Annotated in this window: 17 protein-coding genes; 16 read left to right on the top strand and 1 reads right to left on the bottom strand. The window is 32.9% G+C overall.

What is annotated here, in order from left to right; all coding sequences use genetic code 11:
- Window positions 1-899 precede the first annotated feature (899 nt).
- From LAV82_RS09245 to LAV82_RS09175, 15 genes are all read left to right on the top strand, one after another.
- Window positions 900-1,325 (top strand): VanZ family protein, encoded by a 426-nt coding sequence (locus tag LAV82_RS09245; RefSeq protein ID WP_499715945.1) that lies wholly within the window; start codon window positions 900-902, stop codon window positions 1,323-1,325.
- Window positions 1,326-2,059: 734 nt separating this feature from the next.
- Window positions 2,060-3,925: an SH3 domain-containing protein gene (locus LAV82_RS09240; protein WP_499715944.1), complete on the top strand. Its 1,866-nt coding sequence runs from the start codon at window positions 2,060-2,062 to the stop codon at window positions 3,923-3,925.
- A 602-nt stretch (window positions 3,926-4,527) separates the two neighbouring features.
- A complete protein-coding gene (locus LAV82_RS09235) occupies window positions 4,528-5,295 on the top strand; it encodes a tyrosine-protein phosphatase (RefSeq protein WP_377536098.1) in 768 nt (255 codons plus the stop codon).
- A gap of 303 nt (window positions 5,296-5,598) precedes the next feature.
- Window positions 5,599-6,492, top strand: a complete 894-nt coding sequence (galU, locus tag LAV82_RS09230) for a UTP--glucose-1-phosphate uridylyltransferase GalU (RefSeq protein ID WP_034263780.1) — start codon at window positions 5,599-5,601, stop codon at window positions 6,490-6,492.
- Between the two features lie 38 nt (window positions 6,493-6,530).
- Entirely contained in the window at window positions 6,531-7,208 is a 678-nt protein-coding gene (locus tag LAV82_RS09225; RefSeq protein WP_499716132.1) for a sugar transferase, read from the top strand.
- A 29-nt stretch (window positions 7,209-7,237) separates the two neighbouring features.
- Window positions 7,238-8,755, top strand: coding sequence for an O-antigen ligase family protein (locus LAV82_RS09220; protein WP_499715943.1), 1,518 nt, complete (start codon window positions 7,238-7,240; stop codon window positions 8,753-8,755).
- On the top strand, window positions 8,752-9,780 hold the full coding sequence (locus LAV82_RS09215) for a polysaccharide pyruvyl transferase family protein (RefSeq protein ID WP_499715942.1): 1,029 nt from the start codon (window positions 8,752-8,754) through the stop codon (window positions 9,778-9,780). The genes LAV82_RS09220 and LAV82_RS09215 overlap by 4 nt, the downstream gene beginning before the upstream one ends.
- A 14-nt stretch (window positions 9,781-9,794) precedes the next feature.
- Window positions 9,795-11,297 (top strand): flippase, encoded by a 1,503-nt coding sequence (locus tag LAV82_RS09210; RefSeq protein WP_499715941.1) that lies wholly within the window; start codon window positions 9,795-9,797, stop codon window positions 11,295-11,297.
- Between the two features lie 54 nt (window positions 11,298-11,351).
- The gene (locus tag LAV82_RS09205) at window positions 11,352-12,563 is read left to right on the top strand and encodes a glycosyltransferase (RefSeq protein ID WP_407819105.1); all 1,212 of its coding nucleotides are present in this window, start codon (window positions 11,352-11,354) and stop codon (window positions 12,561-12,563) included.
- Window positions 12,564-12,568: 5 nt separating this feature from the next.
- Entirely contained in the window at window positions 12,569-13,345 is a 777-nt protein-coding gene (locus LAV82_RS09200) for a WecB/TagA/CpsF family glycosyltransferase (RefSeq protein ID WP_377536090.1), read from the top strand.
- Window positions 13,346-14,725 carry a sugar phosphate nucleotidyltransferase gene (locus LAV82_RS09195; protein WP_499715940.1) on the top strand — a complete coding sequence of 460 codons (1,380 nt, stop codon included), beginning with the start codon at window positions 13,346-13,348 and terminating at the stop codon, window positions 14,723-14,725. It abuts the gene before it with no gap.
- Between the two features lie 163 nt (window positions 14,726-14,888).
- The gene (manA, locus tag LAV82_RS09190) at window positions 14,889-15,896 is read left to right on the top strand and encodes a mannose-6-phosphate isomerase, class I (protein WP_377536103.1); all 1,008 of its coding nucleotides are present in this window, start codon (window positions 14,889-14,891) and stop codon (window positions 15,894-15,896) included.
- Window positions 15,856-17,604, top strand: coding sequence for a phospho-sugar mutase (locus LAV82_RS09185; RefSeq protein ID WP_499715939.1), 1,749 nt, complete (start codon window positions 15,856-15,858; stop codon window positions 17,602-17,604). The genes manA and LAV82_RS09185 overlap by 41 nt, the downstream gene beginning before the upstream one ends.
- Before the next feature lie 178 nt (window positions 17,605-17,782).
- The gene (locus LAV82_RS09180; RefSeq protein ID WP_439866563.1) at window positions 17,783-18,538 is read left to right on the top strand and encodes a YveK family protein; all 756 of its coding nucleotides are present in this window, start codon (window positions 17,783-17,785) and stop codon (window positions 18,536-18,538) included.
- Window positions 18,528-19,235, top strand: coding sequence for a CpsD/CapB family tyrosine-protein kinase (locus LAV82_RS09175; RefSeq protein ID WP_499715938.1), 708 nt, complete (start codon window positions 18,528-18,530; stop codon window positions 19,233-19,235). The genes LAV82_RS09180 and LAV82_RS09175 overlap by 11 nt, the downstream gene beginning before the upstream one ends.
- Before the next feature lie 196 nt (window positions 19,236-19,431).
- Here the strand turns inward: LAV82_RS09175 and tagU are convergent, their stop codons facing one another.
- Window positions 19,432-20,388, bottom strand: a complete 957-nt coding sequence (gene tagU / locus LAV82_RS09170) for a polyisoprenyl-teichoic acid--peptidoglycan teichoic acid transferase TagU (protein WP_499715937.1) — start codon at window positions 20,386-20,388, stop codon at window positions 19,432-19,434.
- Window positions 20,389-20,567: 179 nt separating this feature from the next.
- Between tagU and LAV82_RS09165 the strand changes: the two genes are divergently transcribed.
- Window positions 20,568-21,347 carry an SGNH/GDSL hydrolase family protein gene (locus tag LAV82_RS09165; RefSeq protein WP_499715936.1) on the top strand — a complete coding sequence of 260 codons (780 nt, stop codon included), beginning with the start codon at window positions 20,568-20,570 and terminating at the stop codon, window positions 21,345-21,347.
- Window positions 21,348-21,488: the final 141 nt, after the last annotated feature.

The raw sequence follows: 21,488 nt of genomic DNA, 5'->3' as shown, positions 1-21,488 counted from the left end.
TGTAATGAAGAGAGGAAGTCCTCTTTATTAAGCTGAGAAAAACAATCCTAAATAAACGATGCCTTAATATAGAAAAAGATAAAAATCAGAGACCGCTCATGAGTTCACTAAGATTTTGTAAAACTTTTTTAATTTTATAATATATATGAACTTACACCATAATCGCTTTCTCTATGCGATATTAGTAGAACTTTCGCTAAAATTCAGATATTCTTTCTTCAAAAAGTAAAATTCCCGCTATTTTATTCTTTGGTCACCTGAACCTATCCTTCATTTTGTCTATCCTTATGTTTTTATAACAATTGAGTTACTTCCTCCTTTATAATAGTTAAACGAATATAGTAGTTATTTATCTTACTTAAGTAGAAGCAAATAATAATCCTTTGTGTTACTTTTACAGGTGTAATTATATTTGTAACATTCATGGTTTTTCAAAACCGATATCTTTTCACTTGGAATAGATGACAGGAATTAATTGCAGTAGAAATTACAAACAGTAAGTAATTAAGGGAGGTTTAAAATTATTCTTTTTTCGTCTTGAAATAAAAAATGACTTCTAAGTGCCGATAATATTAAAGTATTTTACCTTTCATTTAATTTTCACTAAAAAGACATAGGGTATATACATAAAGGGCAAGAGTTAAAATACAATTTATAGGGGAAATAATGTGTTTTTTATATCTAAAATACTTTATCACTGGCATCTTATTAGATTAGCATTTTTAGAACTATTAATAGAAGGCTGCGTGGAACAGAAAATAAAAAATAAATTAAAGAACAAAATTAACTATCATAAGCAGAAAATGAAAAAATATCAAAAGACTAACTTTAATCCTCTCGAAAGAGGGAAATAGTACAAAGAAATACTACATAAAAAAAACTATAGGAGATTGCAAGGAATGTTAAAGCGTAATATAATTAATGCTTTATTTTTAGGTTCAATTCTATTTATTATTGGTTTAACGATGTTTCCAGAAGCTTCCTTGGGTATCGGTGTAGACCAAGGGGGCATTAATCTTGTGCCCTTTTATACAATTCGAGATTTATTACTTCATCGCTCTTTTGGCGATTTTATAATAAATAATATAGGGAATATTATTTTGTTTGTACCTTTTGGTATCTTGTTACCCTTTAAATTCAATAGTATAAGTAGTTTTTCAAAAGCTTGCTTAATCGGAATGATATTTTCATTGCTAATTGAAATTGTTCAATTGTCTATGCCTAATAGATGGACTGATATAGATGACGTTATTTTAAATACTTTAGGAACGGGAATCGGTTACGGCTTATCTAAATTATTAAAAAATATTTCGAAAACAGCATAGAAATACACAAGTAAGAGAGTGTTTACCCGTTCTATCTTTATTAAGAAAAAGGCGCGGTTTCTAGAAAGAGAACTTTGCGAATTTAAACAAGATATAGAAATAGAAGAGCGCTAATCCCTGCGCTCTTTTAGTTGCGAAAATAAATAATTTAAAATATATCTTTTGTTCCTTAATTGAAATAGGATTATTCCTTAGATATGTTCTATTAATTTAGCAAACCTAACTTTATTTGTAAGTTTCAGTGTATTTTTAGTATATTTTCATGTTTTTTTCATTTTTTATCGTTATAATAACTCACGTGAAAATTCCTATACAAAAATCAAAAGGTTAGATGGAAAGCTAACAGTCTAAGTCAAATGACTATGACAGCTGAAATGTCTGTTTAAAGGGGAACTTAAAGTGATAGAATTTTTAAAAAAGATTATAAAGTGTAAGATTAAGGCACAACATAAAGTAGAAATTTCTTCCGGTAGATGTATTCGATGTGGAAAAGAAATCGTTAAGTAATGTTTGATTGAGAGAAAAGTCTTTTCAAAATTGGAGGGGCTTTTTTTCATGTATACCCCATTATTAAAAGTAAAAAGTGTCAGGCATCCATAGTTACAGTGTAAGATTAAGAGAAATACCTAGTTATTCTGCTGAATTATTTTAATTTTAAAAAATCTTCGATTATATTAAAATAAAATCCTTTTATGGTAAAATATATTTCATTAGCTAGATTGGAGAATCAATTAATGAAAGCACTTTTAATGAGGGCAGGTTTAATAACCTGCCTAGGACTAGGCTTGTTTCATGGAGAAGCATTAGCAGAATATGAACAACCCTCTCAATGTGTCTCATATGGTGAAATTAAGCAAAATCAAAATCCTTCTTTGCAGCATGTTAACTGCCTATTAACAACCGCAGCCTTACAAGCAAATATCCCTCCAGAAGTCGTAAAAGCAGTAGCTACAAAAGAAAGCGGAGCAACAGAAGAGAGTCGTATTTGGAGTCAATTTGACAACGAAGGTAAACCTAGAATTTCTCAAGATGGTGGAATTGGGCTTATGCAAATTACCAATCATTCAACCTATGATCAAGAAAGATTAAAATATGATATTTATTACAATATTCAGGCAGGTGTTCAAATACTCAGTAATATGTATAGCCGAACTGATCTTCCTAAAATAAAAGAAGCGGGAAGAGAAACTATTGAAAATTGGTATTTCCCAGTAATGGCTTACAATGGGATTAAGCCAGTAAATAGCCCTCTTTATCAATTCACTGGTGAAAGAAATACGGAAGCGTATCAAGAAAAAGTTTTTGCTTTGATAGAATACTATAGTTTTGTAGATGACCCTAAACTTAAGCTAGGAAAATTTCCTTTTGCTACAGAAGATTTTTCCTACGATGTATCTCAAGATGAAAATATTAAATTCCTAAAAAAAGAGTATACTTTAACTGATGAGCTGCATTCATCAGCTTACAATTTTGTATTAGGTAATAAAGTAACGGTAACAGGGGATGTCGCTAATTTAAGGTCACAACCAGGTACTTCATCAACTATTAGTGAATTAGTTAAAGGTACAACGTTGATCGTTGATGGAAATTTTAAATATGATCAAGATTCAAGCAGTGAAAGGCAATTTGTATGGTATCCAGTTAGTACATTAGACCAGCAATCAACGGGATATATTTCATCAGCCTACCTTATGAAAAGTTATATTCCAGGGAAAGTTACGAAAGTGAATATGAGTACGGATAAGGCAAGCCCTCAAACAGAAGGAACACCTATAACCGTGACAGCAACATCTGAAGGAAGCAGCGACCCGGAATACCGATTTTATGTAAGAGATGAGAAAGGAACACTTACCATGTTACAGGAGTACGGATCAAGTAATAAAGTAACATGGACCCCACAAAATAAAGGAACCTACACCTTAATTGTGCATGCAAAAGATAAGAGTAGGTCAGGTGCAAATAGTTACTATGAAGCACGCGCAGAGAAGACTTACCAGGTAGAAGCAGGAAAAGTTACGAAGGTGAGTATGAGTACGGATAAGGCAAGCCCTCAAACAGAAGGAACACCTATAACCGTGACAGCAACATCTGAAGGAAGCAGTGAACCGGAATACCGTTTTTATGTAAGAGATGAAAAAGGAACACTTACGATGCTACAGGAGTATGGAGCAAGTAATAAAGTAACGTGGACTCCACAAAATAAAGGAACCTACACCTTAATTGTGCATGCAAAAGATAAGAGTAAGTCAGGTGCAAATAGTAACTATGAAGCACGCGCAGAGAAGACTTACCAAGTAGAAGCAGGAAAAGTTACGAAGGTGAGTATGAGTACAGATAAGGCAAGCTCTCAAACAGAAGGAACACCTATAACCGTGACAGCAACATCTGAAGGAAGCAGCGACCCGGAATACCGATTTTATGTAAGAGATGAGAAAGGAACACTCACCATGTTACAGGGGTATGCATCAAATAATAAAGTAACGTGGACTCCTCAGAGTAAAGGAACCTATACATTAATTGTGCATGCAAAAGATAAAAGTAAGTCAGGCGCAAATAGTTATTATGAAGCTAGAATAGATACTACTTATACTATAAATTGACTGGCATGTAACTCTATCATTAAAAAATGATAGAGTTTTTTATTGATCAAAGAATTCAAACTCGTTTGTTATCCAATAAAGTTATTCATGTCAGGTTTTAAACAATTAACGACATATAATTTTAAAGAACGTTAATACATTATAGGTCTTTAGGATTATATTTACATAGATACAATAACCTATTTTCGTTATTTCTTACAAAGTTTAGAGATACTAATAACTTTATATTAGCAACGATGGAAACGGTATCAAATATTCTTTTAGCAAGTTCGGAAAAATTAAAATTTTTTCATATAAACAAGTCCGTTGGCTCAAGAAAATATAAGATATTATTGGTAAAATTTTAAATAGATAATTTTGGTCAATACCCTATACATTTACATTTATTTTATGACGTTAATATTACATTGTTATAATTTTGAAATATATTCACTATAATTTTAATGGGTAATATGACCTGTTTGAATGATAAAAAGGACATTAAAGACACATAAAACTGGTATTCGGGTTATTTCGACAAAAACAGACATTGAACCTATAAAAAAGCTATGCTAGTATTGATAATGTTTTTATAGGACTTTTGAAGGACGGTGAAGTTGAGCGTGATAGATTTACATTGTCATATATTACCTGGTGTTGATGATGGTGCAAAAGATATAGCATCGAGCATTGAAATGGCTAAACAAGCAATCTCACAAGGGATTCATACTATTGTCGCTACACCTCATCATCAGAATGGAAAATACATAAATGAAAAAGCAAGCATTGAGCAGCAGGTAGGCTTATTAAATCAAGTGTTGGAAGAACGGGAGTTGCCTCTAACCATTTTACCCGGTCAAGAGTCGCGTATCTTTGGAGAAATGGTGGAGGAATATCGTGCTAGCCGAGTTCTTACGCTAAACAATACAGGTAAATATATATTCGTAGAGTTTCCATCTAGTCAAGTGCCACGATATACAGAACAACTTTTATTTAATCTTCAGTCAGAAGGGCTTACACCCATTATTGTACATCCAGAGCGAAACAGCCGTTTAATTGAAGAACCTGATCTTCTATATAATTTTGTTAGTCGAGGGGCATTAACCCAATTAACCGCTTCTAGTCTAGCGGGTGATTTCGGTAAGAAAATTAAAAAGTTTTCTCATCAATTGATTGAAGCTCAATTAACTCATTTTATTGCTTCAGATGCTCATAATGTAACTGGAAGGTCTTTCAGGATACAAGAAGCGTTAAGCATAGTAGAAAGAGAGTACGGCATCGACTTAGTTTATCAATTTAACGAAAATGCAGTATGCGTGGTAGAAGGGAAAACTTGTTTTATAGAGCCGCCAGAACGAATTCAGCGCAAGAAATTTTTAGGGATATTTTAGTCAAGGTATGTTAAAGCTTCTTACAAGTTTGTTAATTGTTTAGATTATATCGTTTATTATTCAATATTAGAAATGAAATAGTAAGGTAATGTCTCCTAACCTTTATCAATGGAGATACTCGATTGTACTGTGGGTGATAGACACCTTAGACGCTTGTCGTCAAAAGTACGGTGTGAGGGTGGGTTAGATGCCCAATTTTATTAAATAAATACTTACGATAAAGTTACTAACAGTAACTTTATCGTAAGTATTTATTCTACTATTACATAATTAAATAATAAAGAAGAAAGAGGTATAGAAAGTATGAAGAAAATACGTAAAGCTATAATACCAGCAGCCGGTTTAGGAACCCGCTTCTTACCAGCCACAAAGGCAATGCCAAAGGAAATGCTGCCAATCGTTGATCAACCTACTATTCAGTACATAGTGGAAGAAGCAATTGAGTCTGGTATTGAAGATATTATTATTGTAACGGGCAAAGGAAAACGAGCGATTGAAGATCATTTTGATTATGCACCAGAGTTAGAAAATAATTTAGTAGAAAAAGAGAAGTTTGAATTATTAGAAAAAGTTCGTCAATCTTCAAACGTAGAAATTCATTATATTCGACAAAAAGAACCAAAAGGGTTGGGCCATGCTGTATGGTGTGCTCGTAAATTTATTGGAAATGAACCATTTGCTGTGTTATTAGGCGATGACATTGTCCAAGCTGAAACGCCTTGTTTAAGACAGTTAATGGATGAATATGAAAACACATTATCTTCTGTAATTGGCGTTCAAACTGTAGCTGATGAACAAACGCACCGTTATGGAATTGTAGACCCAATTTCAAAAGAAGGAAGACGCTATCAAGTAAATACATTTGTTGAAAAGCCAGCAGCAGGTACTGCACCTTCTAATTTAGCAATTATGGGGCGTTATGTATTTACACCGGAAATTTTCATGTTCTTAGAACAGCAAGAGGTAGGTGCAGGCGGCGAAATTCAATTAACGGATGCGATTCAAAAGTTGAATGAAATTCAGCGTGTTTTTGCTTATGATTTTAAAGGTACGCGTTACGATGTTGGAGAGAAATTGGGTTTCATTCAAACCACGTTAGAATTTGCACTGCAACATGAAGAAATGAGAGATGAATTACTGGAAGTGATGACTTCTATTATTGAACGAGAAAGTAAGAAAAAAGTGAATATTAATTAATCATACTACGATGGAAAGGGGATTAAACATTGTCAGAAATGGTAGGAAATAAAGCTGTTTCAGATACATCTGTTGCTAGACAATATCCAAATGTAATAGTAAATAATAGTATGTCGTTTCAATTTGCCAAAAGAACCCTAGATATAGTGCTTACTATTGTGGGGTTAATACTTCTTTCAATAGTTTTCTTAATAATTTCCATAGCGATAAAGATTGAAGATCCTAAGGGGCCTGTTTTGTTTTCACAAAAAAGGATCGGCAAAGACGGTAAAGAATTTAATATGTATAAGTTTCGCTCAATGGTTACAGATGCTGAAGCGAAGCTCCAGGAACTATTGAAACATAACGAAACAAGCGGCGCTATGTTTAAAATGAAAAATGATCCTCGTGTAACTAAAGTAGGAAGATTTATAAGAAAGACCAGTATTGACGAATTGCCTCAGTTGTTTAATGTGTTGAAAGGCGATATGAGCTTAGTTGGTCCTAGACCACCTTTACCTAGGGAAGTTGCAGAATACAATGAATATCACAAACAGCGTTTACTTGTAACTCCGGGCTGCACAGGTATGTGGCAAGTGGGAGGCAGAAGTAATATTGGATTTGAAGAAATGGTTGAATTAGATTTGTATTACATAGCAAATCAAAGCAATCTGTTAGATTGTAAAATAATATTAAAAACATTTAAAGTACTTTTTGGCTCCACTGATGCTTTTTAAATGTTAATGAGTATATAAGGTGAAAATAAATGAATTCTTTAACTATGTTTATAAAAGAACGTAATAAAACAGTACTTATTCTATTTAGTGTTTTGATAAGCATCTTTCTTGTTGCTTTTTTATCATTTGTTGCTTATAAAAATTTTTTAATCGGAGTAGGTATGTTTGCTGTTATTTTGTTAGGCTCAATCATGCTCCTTTTACTCAATTTCTCAGGTATTAAAAAGACATTAATTATTTTATTCTTTTTTACTCTAGCTTTTAATATCGAATTTCCTTTGTATCCATTTAATGGAGGATTTTCTGCAAGTCACCCGGGTGGATTAAGAGGAGCTTTAGTTATCAATCAGTTTTTTCTAATACTTCTTGCTTTATTTCCAGTCTTTTTAAGAGAAGTTACAGATAAGCATTTAGCTTCACACAGACAATTAAGCTCTCTAGAAATTGTATTGTTTGTATCATTTACATTGGTTTCAATTATCTCATTTTTCTTTGCAGATAATAAACCAGCAGCATCTTATACTGTTGTAAGGTTAATATTTATGACGCTTTTTGTATTTATGATGCTTAAATTAAATTTTTCTTCTATATGGGACTTCTTTTTAAAAGGGGTTATTTTACTTTTGCCAGTACAATTTGGAATTGGAATTACTCAATATATTACTGGTCAATATGCGGGCTTCCGTATACTTGGAGAAAGTAAAAACCCATTTCGGGCAGAAACTGTATTTGGTGCAGCTGAAAAAGGTTTAAGTGGTACGCTTGGGCACCCTGGTATATTAGGTGCTTTTTTAACGCTTATAATGCCTTTTCTTCTTTTATATTATTTGAATTCAGAAAAGAAAACAAAGATCAGAAGTAGTTTAGTGTTTTTCTCAATTTTGCTTTGTGCATCGTTAATCATATTAACAAATGCAAGAACGTCAATTGTAATTATGTTAGCAACTTTCTTTCTGGGATTTGTAGGAACATCCATTATTCGGTATAGAACGGATGAGCCTGCAAATAAGCTCCTGTGGTATCTATCTATTTTTACGTTGGCTATTTTAACATTCGTCTTTGTATTTTCAGATGCTTTGATAGAGAGATTTGGAGACTCAGATTTATTATATCAAGCGAGCTATAGAGGCAATTTAAGTGTTATCAGCTGGAGTATTATAACTGATAATTTTAAGAACTTCTTTTTAGGAGTAGGCCCTAATAATTATACAGATACAGTAGCGACAATGGGAAGCGGGTTTGCGTATACTCAACCCGTTCACAATATGTATTTATTATTATTTGCTGAAGGCGGTATCTTTTTTGCTTTGTGTTATGTGAGTCTATTGGGGACTGTGTTATTTAAAATGACAACAGTAATTGTTCAAAAAGGTAAACATTCATACTATGCATTAGCAGTAGCCATAAGTATAATTAACATCTTTCTTTATAACTTTACTGGCTGGGCAAATAATAACAATCAAACTTTTATTTTATTTGTGATAATTTGTATATTCTCTATAAAAATTTATGAAGAACATAAACAAACAAGGTTGGGACAGTTATGACTTTAGGAACTAATTTTTTAAGTGTTGTTGACATAGGTAGTGAAATTACTCTTGTAGGTTATTATGGTATGGATAATTTTGGCGATGACCTTATGTTAAAGAGTTTGTTAGATGAATTCGAAAAGCATGATTTGAAAGTCAATATTTTAGCTTATCGAGAGGTGAGCTGGTTATCAACAGAAGCCTACCCTAATGTGAAGGTCTGGATTTGGCCTGATTCCAAGCTCGGTAAATTTCAGCTTTTTAAAAAAGCTTCCCAAAACAGCAAAGCAGTTTTTTGGGGCGGGGGCACCTGCTTTACGGATGAAGATGGGGACGGATATTTTAAGTATATGCTTTATGCAAAGCTATTAGGCAAAAAAGTTGGTTATTTAGGGGTAGGGATCGGTAATCTTAGCAAGACTTCAAGATTATTTAAGACTAAAAAGCTTATTAACATTTCAAGCATTTTAACGTTTAGAGATAAAACATCGTTAAAGAAAGCTTCAAATTGGAAAAAGAAATCATCAAAAGCATCAATTGAGCTAGTAGAGGATCCTGCAAATCAAACATTAGAGATATTGGCGAGTTCTTTGCCAGTGAAAACAAATAATAATAGTCTTGTATTAGCATGGCGCGACTTAAGCGACTACTCAAGTACTACAATAGGTTCTGAATTATTGCCTGTATCAGAAATGGCTATTAAATTATGTGAAGATCACGAAGTGAATAGAATCGTAATTATGGATACTGATTCCGTGAGAGATAAAGAGCTGAGTATCTCTTTAAAAGGAAGCATTGAAAAGCTTAATAGTAATATATCTGTTGAGTACAATGACTGTACAAACTACGAAGAGAAACTTGCATTAATAAATGAAAGTAAAGTAGTTTTTACTTCTAGGTTGCACGTAGCTGTAGCAGCTAAGTATTTAAATAAAGAATGTTTTGTATATAATTATTCTCCTAAGATTAGTTATTTTGTTCAAGAGGAAGGCAATAATAAAATTCAGCTGATTGATAAAGACTTAACTATCAAATCGGCTTAATTGGAGTTTTTTAGATGTCATTAAAGAAAAAGTTAGCTAGTAGCAAAAATAAAAATCTCCTAGATATCTCTGTTCTATGGATATCCCAATTTGGAGCTGTGGGCATAGCCTTTTTCACCCAATTATTATTAGCACGCATATTAAAAGTAGAAGATTACGGTTCGTTTACTTCAGCTATTAATATTGTAACTATTCTAGGAGGGGCAGCTGCCTTTGGAGCTGGATCGAATTGGTTACGCGCCTTTGGAGTTGAGGGATGGAAGGCACATAGATGGGTAAGGCCTACAATTAAAATTAATCTAATAATTGCAAGTATCGTTATTATCGGGCTACTAGTTTCTACGTACTATATGTCTGTATCGGATTCAACGAAAATCCTTACAATTATATTTATTTCAATTTTATTATCTTTAACTTTTTCAACTGCCGCTGAGGCTGTATATCAATTGGAAGAAAAATATCAAAAACTTTCTTTGCTAAAGTTTTCTGTACAGGGTTTGAGATTTTTAGTAGTACTCGCTGCTTCATTTATTGGTGCAAACCTGTTGTTCATTGGGGTAGGTTATGCATTAGGTGCTTTTATATTAATTTATGTTTACTTTAGAATAATAAGAAGATTATATAAACGAAAAGTAGAATTGAAAGGACATGCACGCTATGAAAATCGGGCCATAGATGATAAAACTAGTACGAAAACAGCATTTAAGTATTTATTACCTTATGGTTCAACAATTGTCTTTTATTCTATTTACTTTCAAAGCAATATATTTATTATAGGTCTAATGAGCGGAGAAGAAAGTGTTGCACTATATAATGTAGCCTTTACCATATTGAATGTCATTTATCTGTTTCCTACCACTTTTTATCAAAGTTATCTAATTCCTAAAGTTCATAGATGGGGAGAAAACAATGAAGAGAAAATGTCTCTGTTATTCAAGCAGGGAAGTAAAATTGTTGTAACAATTGGGATTATTATTATGCTTGCAGTTGCAGGCTGTTCTTCATTTGTCGTTCCATTGTTATTTGGAGAGCGTTATGCAGAAGCAAGTTTAATATTGATGCTTTTATCGATAACGATTCCATTTAGGTTACTTTGTAATAACCTTGGCAGTATTTTAGTGACAGAAAAACATGTGGTAAAAAAAGCATATTATCAAATGACAGGTGCAATAGTAAGTATTGTTTTAAATATTGTTTTCATTAACCTTTGGGGGGTTTATGGAGCAGCTTTTGCAACAATTATTACAGAATTCATTGTTATGGTTTTATTTATAGTAGGTGTAAATTCCTATGTGCCAGCAATTAAAAATCATAAATGGAAGAATACTAAGAAATTCACCAACCTACTGCTAGTTACAACATTATTAGTTATCTATTATTTTTATGTTTTGTCTAAGGATGTAACTGCCTTTGAGTTTTTTATACCAATTGTAGTAATTGGTATGTTTTTAATCTATTCATTAGTTAAATTAATAAAAAATGATTTAATTGTTTCAGTTAAAAAACTTCTACTTTAAATTTAAAGTAGAAGTTTTATTGTCAACGAAAAGATTTAGGGAGAAGTGAGACTTATGAAAAAGATTCTTTTCATCACAAACCTCATTCCTTACCCGTTAGATAATGGTGGGAAGATAAAAAGCTATAATACAATCGTAGCTTTATCAAAGATTTACAATATTGATTTACTTTGCTTTGCTAACTCACAGGATGAGTTAAAACATGTAGATGCTTTAAATGATATTACTGATAACGTAAATGTAGTTGTTAAAACTTTAGTTAGAAGCTCCTCTAAATCAGCTTTTATAAAAGATTATGCAAGCAGTCTTTTTAGTGCGTGGCCTTATAGTATTAATAAATTTTATGATAATCGCTTTAAAGAGTATTTGTTAACTTACATAAAGAAGAATACTTACGATTTTATTTACGTTGATCATTTGCCGATGATGGTATATAACAAACATTTTAATGATATTCCCATATTATTAGATCAGCACAATGTAGAAAGCTTAATCTTTAAGCGTTTTATTGAAACAGAAAGCAGCCCTGTAAAAAAGATACTAGGGTCTTATGAATACTCAAAATTAAAAAAATTCGAAATTCAATCTATGCACGAATCCTCTCAAATTATCTGCTTAAGTAAAAACGATCAGCAGGAGTTTCATGAATTTGGAGTTTCAAAAGAAAAATTATCAGTTTTGCCCATTCATATAAAATTAAATAAAAGATATGAACCTAAAAAGCATGAAGGCGGAAAATTCAAACTATTATTTTTAGGGTCCATGTCATGGTATCCCAATCAAAATGGCTTGAAATGGTTTATGGAGAATGTATGGCCAAAGTTAGAACAGTCGGAATACGAGCTTTACATTGTAGGAAGTAAACCACCTACTTTTATTCAGTCGTATCACAATGGAGAAAATGTCTTTGTAACTGGCTATGTAGATGATGTAGATGAATATATAGAGTTATGTGATATCAGTATTGTACCTCTTTTTGTAGGAAGCGGACAGCGTGTAAAAATTATTGAATCTTTCGCAAAAGGTATACCTGTAATCTCTACGTCAATTGGTGCGGAGGGACTTCTCTGGGAAAATGGAAAAGAAATATTAATAGCAGATGATAGCGATGAGTTTATAAACAAATTAAATACTATAAAGTCTAATCCAAATATGTTAAAAGATTTATCAGTGAATGCGATGAATACATTTGAAACACATTATTCATCTGATAAGTTACCGAGAAAAATAGAAAAAATCATACAAAGAATGGATATAAAAGGATGAGTGTATTGACAACTAATCAAGTTAAATTATTTGATATTAATTTTGATAATTTAACCATGCTAGAGGCTATTAATAAAATTGAAGACACAGTTGAAAACAATAAAAAAAATAACCAATATAGTTACGTTGTTACTCCAAATGTTGACCATATTGTAAATACTTATAAGGATGAAAAATTCAAACAGGTGTACGATAATGCAAACTTAATTTTAGTAGATGGGATGCCTATCGTGCAAGCATCTAAAGTATTAAAGTCTGAATTGAAAGAAAAAGTATCTGGTTCAGATCTAACTCCAGAGCTATTTAAATTAGCTCAAAAAAAGCAGTTTAAAGTTTTTATTTTTGGTTCTAGAGAAGGTGTAGCAGACTTAGCAATAGAAAAAATACAAAAAGATTTTAATTATGATTTTCCAATTAAGGGTTTTTCACCTCCTTTTGGATTTGAAAAAGATCCTACTGTGCTGCAAGAATGTATACAGAAAATCGTAGATTACCAACCTGATATGTTACTAGTGTCTTTAGGTTCTCCAAAAGGAGAATTTTTCATTTATAATCATTTATCAGAACTAAAAGTACCTGTTTCTTTACAGATAGGTGCATCAATTGATTTTATCGCTGGTACTGTAAAAAGAGCACCTGTATGGATGCAAAAGTCCAGTCTAGAATGGTTTTATCGTTTTATCAAAGAACCTAAACGCATGTTTAGAAGATACTTTATAAATGATAGTTTATTTTTTAAGATTTTTATTCAAGAATATGTTGCGAAGAAAAGAGGTAATTAAATGAAAACGATACTTTTATCAGGTGGTTCAGGAAAAAGACTATGGCCTTTATCAAATGATGCTAGATCTAAACAATTTTTAAAAGTGTTAGAAGATGATAATCAAGAATTACAATCTATGGTACAACGGGTTTGGAAACAATTAGAAAATGTGGGGTTAGCTGATTCGGCAGTATTAGCTACTAGTAAGTCACAGGTAGACATGATTCATAGTCAATTAGATAACAAAGCGGATTTAATTGTAGAACCTTGTCGTCGAGATACTTTTCCAGCTATCGCTTTAGCTGCTACATATTTATATAGTGTACAAGCCACAGGGCTAGATGAAGTGGTAGCAGTGTTACCTGTAGATCCTTATGTGGAGAATCGCTTTTTTAACCGTGTAAAAGACTTAGAAAACGCTGTACATGGTAGTGATGCTCAGCTTGCATTAATAGGAGTAAAACCGACTTATCCTTCAGCTAAATATGGCTATATTGTACCGGCAAATAGTGAAAATACAAACGATTATTTGCCAGTAAATCGTTTTACAGAAAAACCATCTGAAGATAAAGCAGCAACTCTAATCGACGAAGGTGCGTTGTGGAATTGCGGAGTATTTGCCTTTAAATTAGGCTATGTCATTTCAATTTTAGAAGAGAAAGGGTTGCCAACTCAATACGATGAGTTGTTAAAACAGTATGAAGGGCTTCCTAAAATCAGTTTTGACTATGAGGTAGTAGAAAAAGCAGAAGAGATTGTTGTTCTTCCATATGATGGATACTGGAAAGATTTGGGTACTTGGAATACATTAACAGAAGAAATGGCAACAAGTCAAATTGGTAAGGGTGTTATTAGTGAGGACAGTAAAAACATTCATTTAATTAATGAACTTGATATTCCAGTTACCGTGTTAGGGGCTTCTAATTTAGTTGTCGCATCTAGCCCAGATGGTATCTTGGTTTCTGATAAAGAAGCTAGTCCAAGAATTAAAGAACTAGTGGGAGAATTCGATAATCGTCCTATGTACGAGGAGCGTCGTTGGGGTTGGTATCGAGTATTAGATTATACGAAGTTTGAACAAGGAAAAGAAGTCCTAACAAAACGAATTGGTGTAGATGCTGGTAAAAACTTAAGTTATCAATTACATGATTATCGTGACGAAGTATGGACTATTATTAAAGGTGAAGGGGAGTTCATCTTAAATGATAAGCTTATTACAGTGAAACCTGGTGATGTTCTTCAAATTAAATCAGGGGACAAGCATGCCATAAAAGCTAGTACTGATTTAGAAATCATTGAAGTTCAAACAGGCTCACAATTAATTGAAGAGGACATTGTCCGCTTATTCATGACTTGGGAAGAAATAACTGAACATATACTGAGTTTAAAGAAGGCTTAATTATACTCAATAAAGAGTAGGTATTCTTGAACCTACTCTTTATTTGTTTTTACCTTTTAACTCCAGCATGTTTTATAACTTATAAGCTTAAAAACCTAGTTATAAATTTAAATAAGACAATACATATATTTTAGTAAACAGTATCAGAGGAGATGTGTAAGTGTTGAAACAACCATTATTTTTAAAGCCCTTATTTCAACAAAGAATTTGGGGGGGAACGAAGTTGAATGAGCTTTACGGCTACGATATTCCTTCGAATCAAACAGGCGAATGTTGGGCTATTTCAGCTCACCCGAATGGTCAAAATGTTGTTGAAAATGGTGAATTACAGGGGAAAACATTAGGACAGTTATGGGAAGAAAAACCAGAAGTTTTCGGTTGTTTTGAGAGTGACCGCTTTCCACTATTAATTAAAATCTTAGATGCAAATGATGATCTATCAGTACAAGTTCATCCAGATGATGAATATGCAGGTGAGTATGAAAATGGTGAGCTAGGTAAAACAGAATGTTGGTATATTATTGATTGTGAAGAAGATGCAGAGATGATTTTTGGCCATCATGCAAAGTCACAGGATGAACTAGTCAAATTAATTGAGGAAGGAAACTGGAATCATCTTTTACAAAGGGTAAAGATTAAACCGGGAGATTTCTTCTATGTTCCAAGTGGTACAATACATGCTTTGTGTAAAGGAACATTAGTATTAGAAACACAACAAAATTCCGATACCACATATCGCGTATATGACTATAATCGTCTTGGTCAAGATGGACAATTACGTGAGCTTCATTTAAATAAAGCAATTGAAGTGACCACGGTTCCACACGTAGCAGAGAAAGTAGAACCTGCAATTGCAAAGGTAAATGGAGACACAATTACAACATTTGTAGAGGAAGATTATTTTACTGTTTATAAGTGGGACGTTCAATCCTCCTTGGAATTAACCCACGGTGTGCACTTTATATTAGCAAGTGTTATTAAGGGGGATGGAATACTTGTTATAGAAGGAGACGAGTTTTCTTTGAAGAAAGGTGATCACTTTATCTTGCCGAACGGAATAGATAACTTTTCTATTAAAGGAAATTTAGAATTAATTGCTTCACATCCTAACAATAAAGGAGGACGTAACTATGACATGGCAAACACAGCTAGAGAAATGGCTAACATTTGATCATTTAGAAAGTGAATTAAAAGAAGAGCTTTTATTAATGCAACGAAACCAGAAAGAAGTAGAAGATGCATTTTATAAAAACCTTGAATTTGGAACAGGCGGTATGAGAGGAGAACTAGGTCCAGGTACGAACCGTTTAAACTTATATATGATCCGTAAAGCAACAGAAGGATTAGCGAATTATATTGAAGAGAATGGTGAAAAAGCAAAAAAAAGAGGTGTAGTTGTTGCCTATGATTCGCGTCATAAGTCACCTGAATTTGCTCTAGAGGTTGCAAAAGTACTAGGGAAGCATAACATTAGAACATATATATTTGAGGAATTGACACCTACGCCTGAATTATCCTTTGCAGTTCGTTACTTAGATGCATTTGCAGGTATTGTTATTACAGCAAGTCACAATCCACCGGAATATAACGGTTATAAAGTCTATGGAGAAGATGGAGGGCAAATTCCTCCAGAAGTTGCAGATACAATTATCACTTATGTTAACGCAGTAAAAAATGAATTAACAATTCCAGTAATGGGCGAAACTCAACTGCTCGAAGAAAAATTGTTAACGTACATTGGTCAAGAAATAGATTCTGCGTATATTGAACAGTTAAAAACTATACAACTTAACCGAAAAATTGTTGAAAAATTAGGAAAAGACTTAAAGATTGTATTTACGCCATTGCATGGCACAGCTAATAGACTAGTTCGTGCAGGATTGGAAGCTTTCGGCTTTAGCAATGTTACAGTTGTCAAAGAGCAAGAACTACCTGATCCAAATTTTTCAACAGTCAAATCACCTAATCCCGAAGAGCATGCAGCATTTGAATTAGCAATTAAATATGGTAAGGAAATTGAAGCTGATATTTTGATGGGAACAGATCCAGATGCAGATCGTTTAGGTATTGCTGTAAAAGACACTAATGATAATTATGTCGTGCTAACAGGAAACCAAATGGGTGCACTTATGCTTCACTATTTACTTTCTCAAAAGAAAGAAAAAGGGATTCTACCTAAAAATGGCGTCGTGGTTAAAACTATAGTAACCTCTGAAATTGGACGTGCAATTGCCAAGAGTTTTGGGCTGAATACAATTGATACTCTGACTGGTTTCAAATTTATAGGTGAAAAAATTAATGAATTTGAACAAACGAAAGAATATACATTTGAATTTGGGTATGAAGAGAGCTATGGATATTTAATAGGAGAATTTGTTCGTGATAAAGATGCAGTTCAGTCAGCAATTTTTGCTGCGGAGGTAGCTGCTTTCTATAAAATGCAAGGAAAGTCTTTGTATGAAGGACTACTAGAAATTTTTGAGCAGTATGGCTTTTATAAAGAATCACTTCAATCATTGACTTTAAAAGGAAAAGATGGGGCAGAACAGATAGGTAATATCTTAGCCTCATTCCGAAAAACACCGCCTACAGAAGTTGCTGGTGTTAAAGTAGTAGCAATTGAGGATTATCAAATTAGTCAAAAAACAATTTTAGAGACTAATAGCACTGAAAACATTTATTTACCAAAATCAAACGTGTTAAAGTTCTATCTAGAAAATGGTTCTTGGTTTACAATTCGTCCATCAGGAACAGAGCCTAAAGCTAAATTTTATTTTGCAGTTAAGGGAACTTCTCTACAGGATAGTGATAAAGCAATTGAGCTGTTGGAGTCTAATGTCATGGGGAAAGTTGATGAGATAGTAGGTTTAAAGAACTAAAAAAAGCAGTATTTTTTTGTTTTTAATATTTTTTTAGTGTAAAAAGATTCAATTTAATTTGAATATCTTGACGTTTTTTTCTATTTTTATCTAAAATTTATAAAAAAATATAGATGTTGTATACAAACTCTATTATAATAGAGGTTATGTGAATTTAACTTTTTTATTGGAGGTCATCATGGAAGAAACACTTACTTTAAAGGAGTTGTTTCAGGCTTTAAAGAAGCGTCTTTGGCTTATCGGGCTTATTACAGTTATTACTGCAATAGTCAGTGCAGTACTTACCTTTTTCGTTTTAACGCCAATGTACGACGTGAAAACACAGTTACTTGTAAATCAAACTAAGTCTGAGCAACAAATCTATAATACTACTGAATTGCAGGCAAATGTTCAATTAATTAATACTTATAACGTGATCATTAAAAGTCCTACTGTTCTGGATAAAGTCCGTAAAAACCTAAACCTAGAAAAAAGTACGGACGAGCTCAATAAACAAATTTCAGTAACGAGTGCTGAAGAATCTCAGATTGTTGAAATAGTAGTAGAGGACAAATCACCAGAGATGGCTGCGAAAATTGCGAATGAAACAGCTAAAGTTTTTAAGGCAGAAGTATCTAAGGTTATGAACGTAGATAATGTAAATATATTGTCTAAAGCTGTAGTTAAAGAAAATATTAAACCTGTTAAACCAATACCAGCTTTAAATATTTTAATTGGTATCGTAATAGGGTTAATTATAAGCATTGCAACTGCATTTGTGTTGGAATTCTCTGATAAATCAATTAAAACGGAAGTAGATATTGAGAAGTATTTAGACCTCCCAGTTATGGGTATTGTAGCAAATATTGAGGAAATTCCGGCCTCTCCTTCTAGATCATCTCGAGTTTCTAATCAAGCTAGTAGTAGAGTAAGGGGGGAATCAATTGGCTCGTAAAAAGAATCAAATCAACGATAAAGCATTAACAGTAAAGCGTCGATTAGTTGCTCATACTAATCCTAAGTTACCAGTAGCTGAACAATATCGCACAATACGTTCCAATATTCAGTTTTCTAGTATAGATGAAGACATTCGTTCTTTGGTAATGACGTCTTCTGGTCCGGGTGAAGGGAAATCAACAACTGCTGCTAACTTAGCTATTGTATATGCACAGCAAGGTAAGAAGGTCTTATTGGTTGATGCCGATCTTCGTAAGCCTACAGTACACTTCTCGTTTAGATTAGAGAACCACATTGGATTTACAAATGTCTTAACTAAAAAAACGAAATTGTTAGAGGCTGTTTACCAAACTGATATTCCTAACCTATCAATTTTAACAAGTGGTCCAATTCCTCCAAACCCTTCGGAGCTTTTGGCTTCTAAAAATATGGATGAGTTGTTGGAAATAATGTATGAAAACTTTGATTTTATCTTGTTTGATACCCCACCTACTTTGGCTGTAACAGATGCTCAAATTTTGTCTAACAAGGCTGAAGCCACACTTTTAGTTGTCAGTAGCGGTACAACAGATAGAAATGCTGCTCAAAAAGCTAAAGAATTATTAACTAATGCTAAAGCTAGGCTATTAGGTGTTATTTTGAATAACCGCAAAATTGAGTCGAAAGATTATTACTACTATTACGGTAGTAATTAAATGTAAAAATAGCGTGGACCTTTACCGAATTGGTAGAGGTCCACGCTATTTTTTAGTTTGGTTAAAATTCATAATTGTCAAAGGAGTGTTATAAAAGAAATTATAATACAACTATTAATACGTGCTAATAATATGCGCATGTGTTTAAAAAAGCTTTTTATATAATATATCATATAAAAAGCTTTTTTAAATTAATTTATTTTAAATTTAAATTTTCTTTTAAAGTATGTGAAATCTTTGTACGTTCTGCATCTGGTACTTTATAGTAGTAAATACCATCGATTTTTTCACCTGTACCATTAATCTGGATGTGCTCCACATTATTACGGGCTTCTTTATAGTTTGATTGAATTTCTTTCATATCATCAAACGTAAGATTGGTTTTAACATTATTTCCAATCGCATCTAGAATTGTACCGTAATTCGTCAAAGATTTGATACTTGCGCCTTCGTCAATGACGGCTTGAATGATTTGTTGCTGGCGAGATTGACGACCAAAGTCACCGCGTGGATCGTCATAACGCATACGAGAGTATTTTAGAGCATTTGTCCCGTTTAATTCGAGCGTTCCTTTTTCGAAGTGATGACCTTCATATGTGAAATCTAGTGTGTTGTTTACCGTTACGCCTCCAACTGCATCTACAATATCTTTAAAGCTTTCCATGTTTACTTGTATGTAATAATCAATTGGTACATCTAAGAAGTTTTCTACTGTTTTAATCGACATATCAACCCCGCCAAATGCGTAGGCATGATTGATTTTGTCTTCTTTTCCTTTGCCGATAATTTCAGTACGCGTATCACGAGGAATACTAACCATTTTAACTGCTTTTTTGTCAGGATTTACCGTTAACAGCATCAGTGAATCTGAACGTCCACGGTCTGCTCCGCGCTGATCGACTCCCAGCAGCAAAATTGAAATAGGCTCATGTTTTGCTAGACTTACTTTTTCAGAGCGTTTTTCAGATTTTTCTCGGCTTAGAGGCTCATGCGTCTTATCAAAGGTATTTGCTACTGAACTGTACACGGAATATCCATAGATTCCCACTCCAAGAATAAGAAGAATAATGATAGCTAATGCAATTTTAAATCCTTTTTTCTTTTTCGATTTTCGTTTTTTACGCTTGCGCTGTAGGTCTTGTTCTGTTTCCATTTTTCTCGTCCTTTACAATTTTATTGGGTATATAGCTTGCGTCCTACATTATGTGACAAAGTACACAACTATTCTTACATTCTATCAAAAAAATTGTCATTTTTACTTATTTTTTATAAAAAATAAGTAAAAAATATATTATAATGGAAAGACAAGTAAAAAAATAAGGGAGTTAGTTTATGAAAGTAATGGTAAATATTATAGCAATTGTTGTGCTTATCGGGACTATAGTTGGAGGTAAGTTGTATTGGAATAAGCAAACAGCTGCAGAAACATCAAATTTTGTAGGAAATACAGCTATATCAAACGAGGTATCAAGTAAAACAAAGAATAGAAGTAGGGAAGAATATACTAAAAACCTTCCCAAATCTATAATAGCTAAGCTTGAAAAAGCAAAAAAATCAGGAAAACCGATGAATTTATTAATTGTGGGTTCACAGGCAACATCGATAGATTCAACAGGCTGGCCCGCTATGTTCAAAGAAACATTAAAAAATACATATGGTTCACTTATTAATGTGAAAGTGTTAGAGTATAAAAACACTACCACATTAGATTTTGTTCGAAATAGAGAATATGAGGATATTATAAAAGAGAAGCCAGATGTATTATTATTTGAGCCATTTTTATTGAATGACAATGGTACAGTAGGTATTACAAATACGCTAGATAACTTAAATGTTATTATGTCTCATGTGACAAATTCTAATTCAAATCTTGTGACGATTCTGCAGCCTTCACAGCCTGTATATAACGCCACTAATTATCCGAAAGAAGCAGAAGCCTTAAAAGATTTTGCTGAAGAGAAGGGATACGAATACTTAAACCATTGGAGTGCTTGGCCTGATTATAGATCAGAGAAAATATTAGATTATCTAGTACAAAAACAGCATGTTCCAACTAAAAAAGGTAATAAAGCATGGGCAACCTACTTAAAAGAATATTTTACGAACTCTTAAACCTGTCATTCGGCAGGTTTTTTAATTCCATAGAAGAAAAAGGTAAAGTGAATAACTAATATATAATTTTCAAACGCCTGGCGTGTAAAAGTTATGTAAGAATAATTTGAATTTATTGAAAAATTTTCAAGAAAGTATTAA

The sequence above is a fragment of the Bacillus sp. ILBB4 genome (assembly GCF_035064545.1).
Classification (GTDB): Bacteria; Bacillota; Bacilli; order Bacillales; family Bacillaceae_H; genus Priestia.
This window is presented reverse-complemented; position numbering and strand designations above follow the sequence as displayed.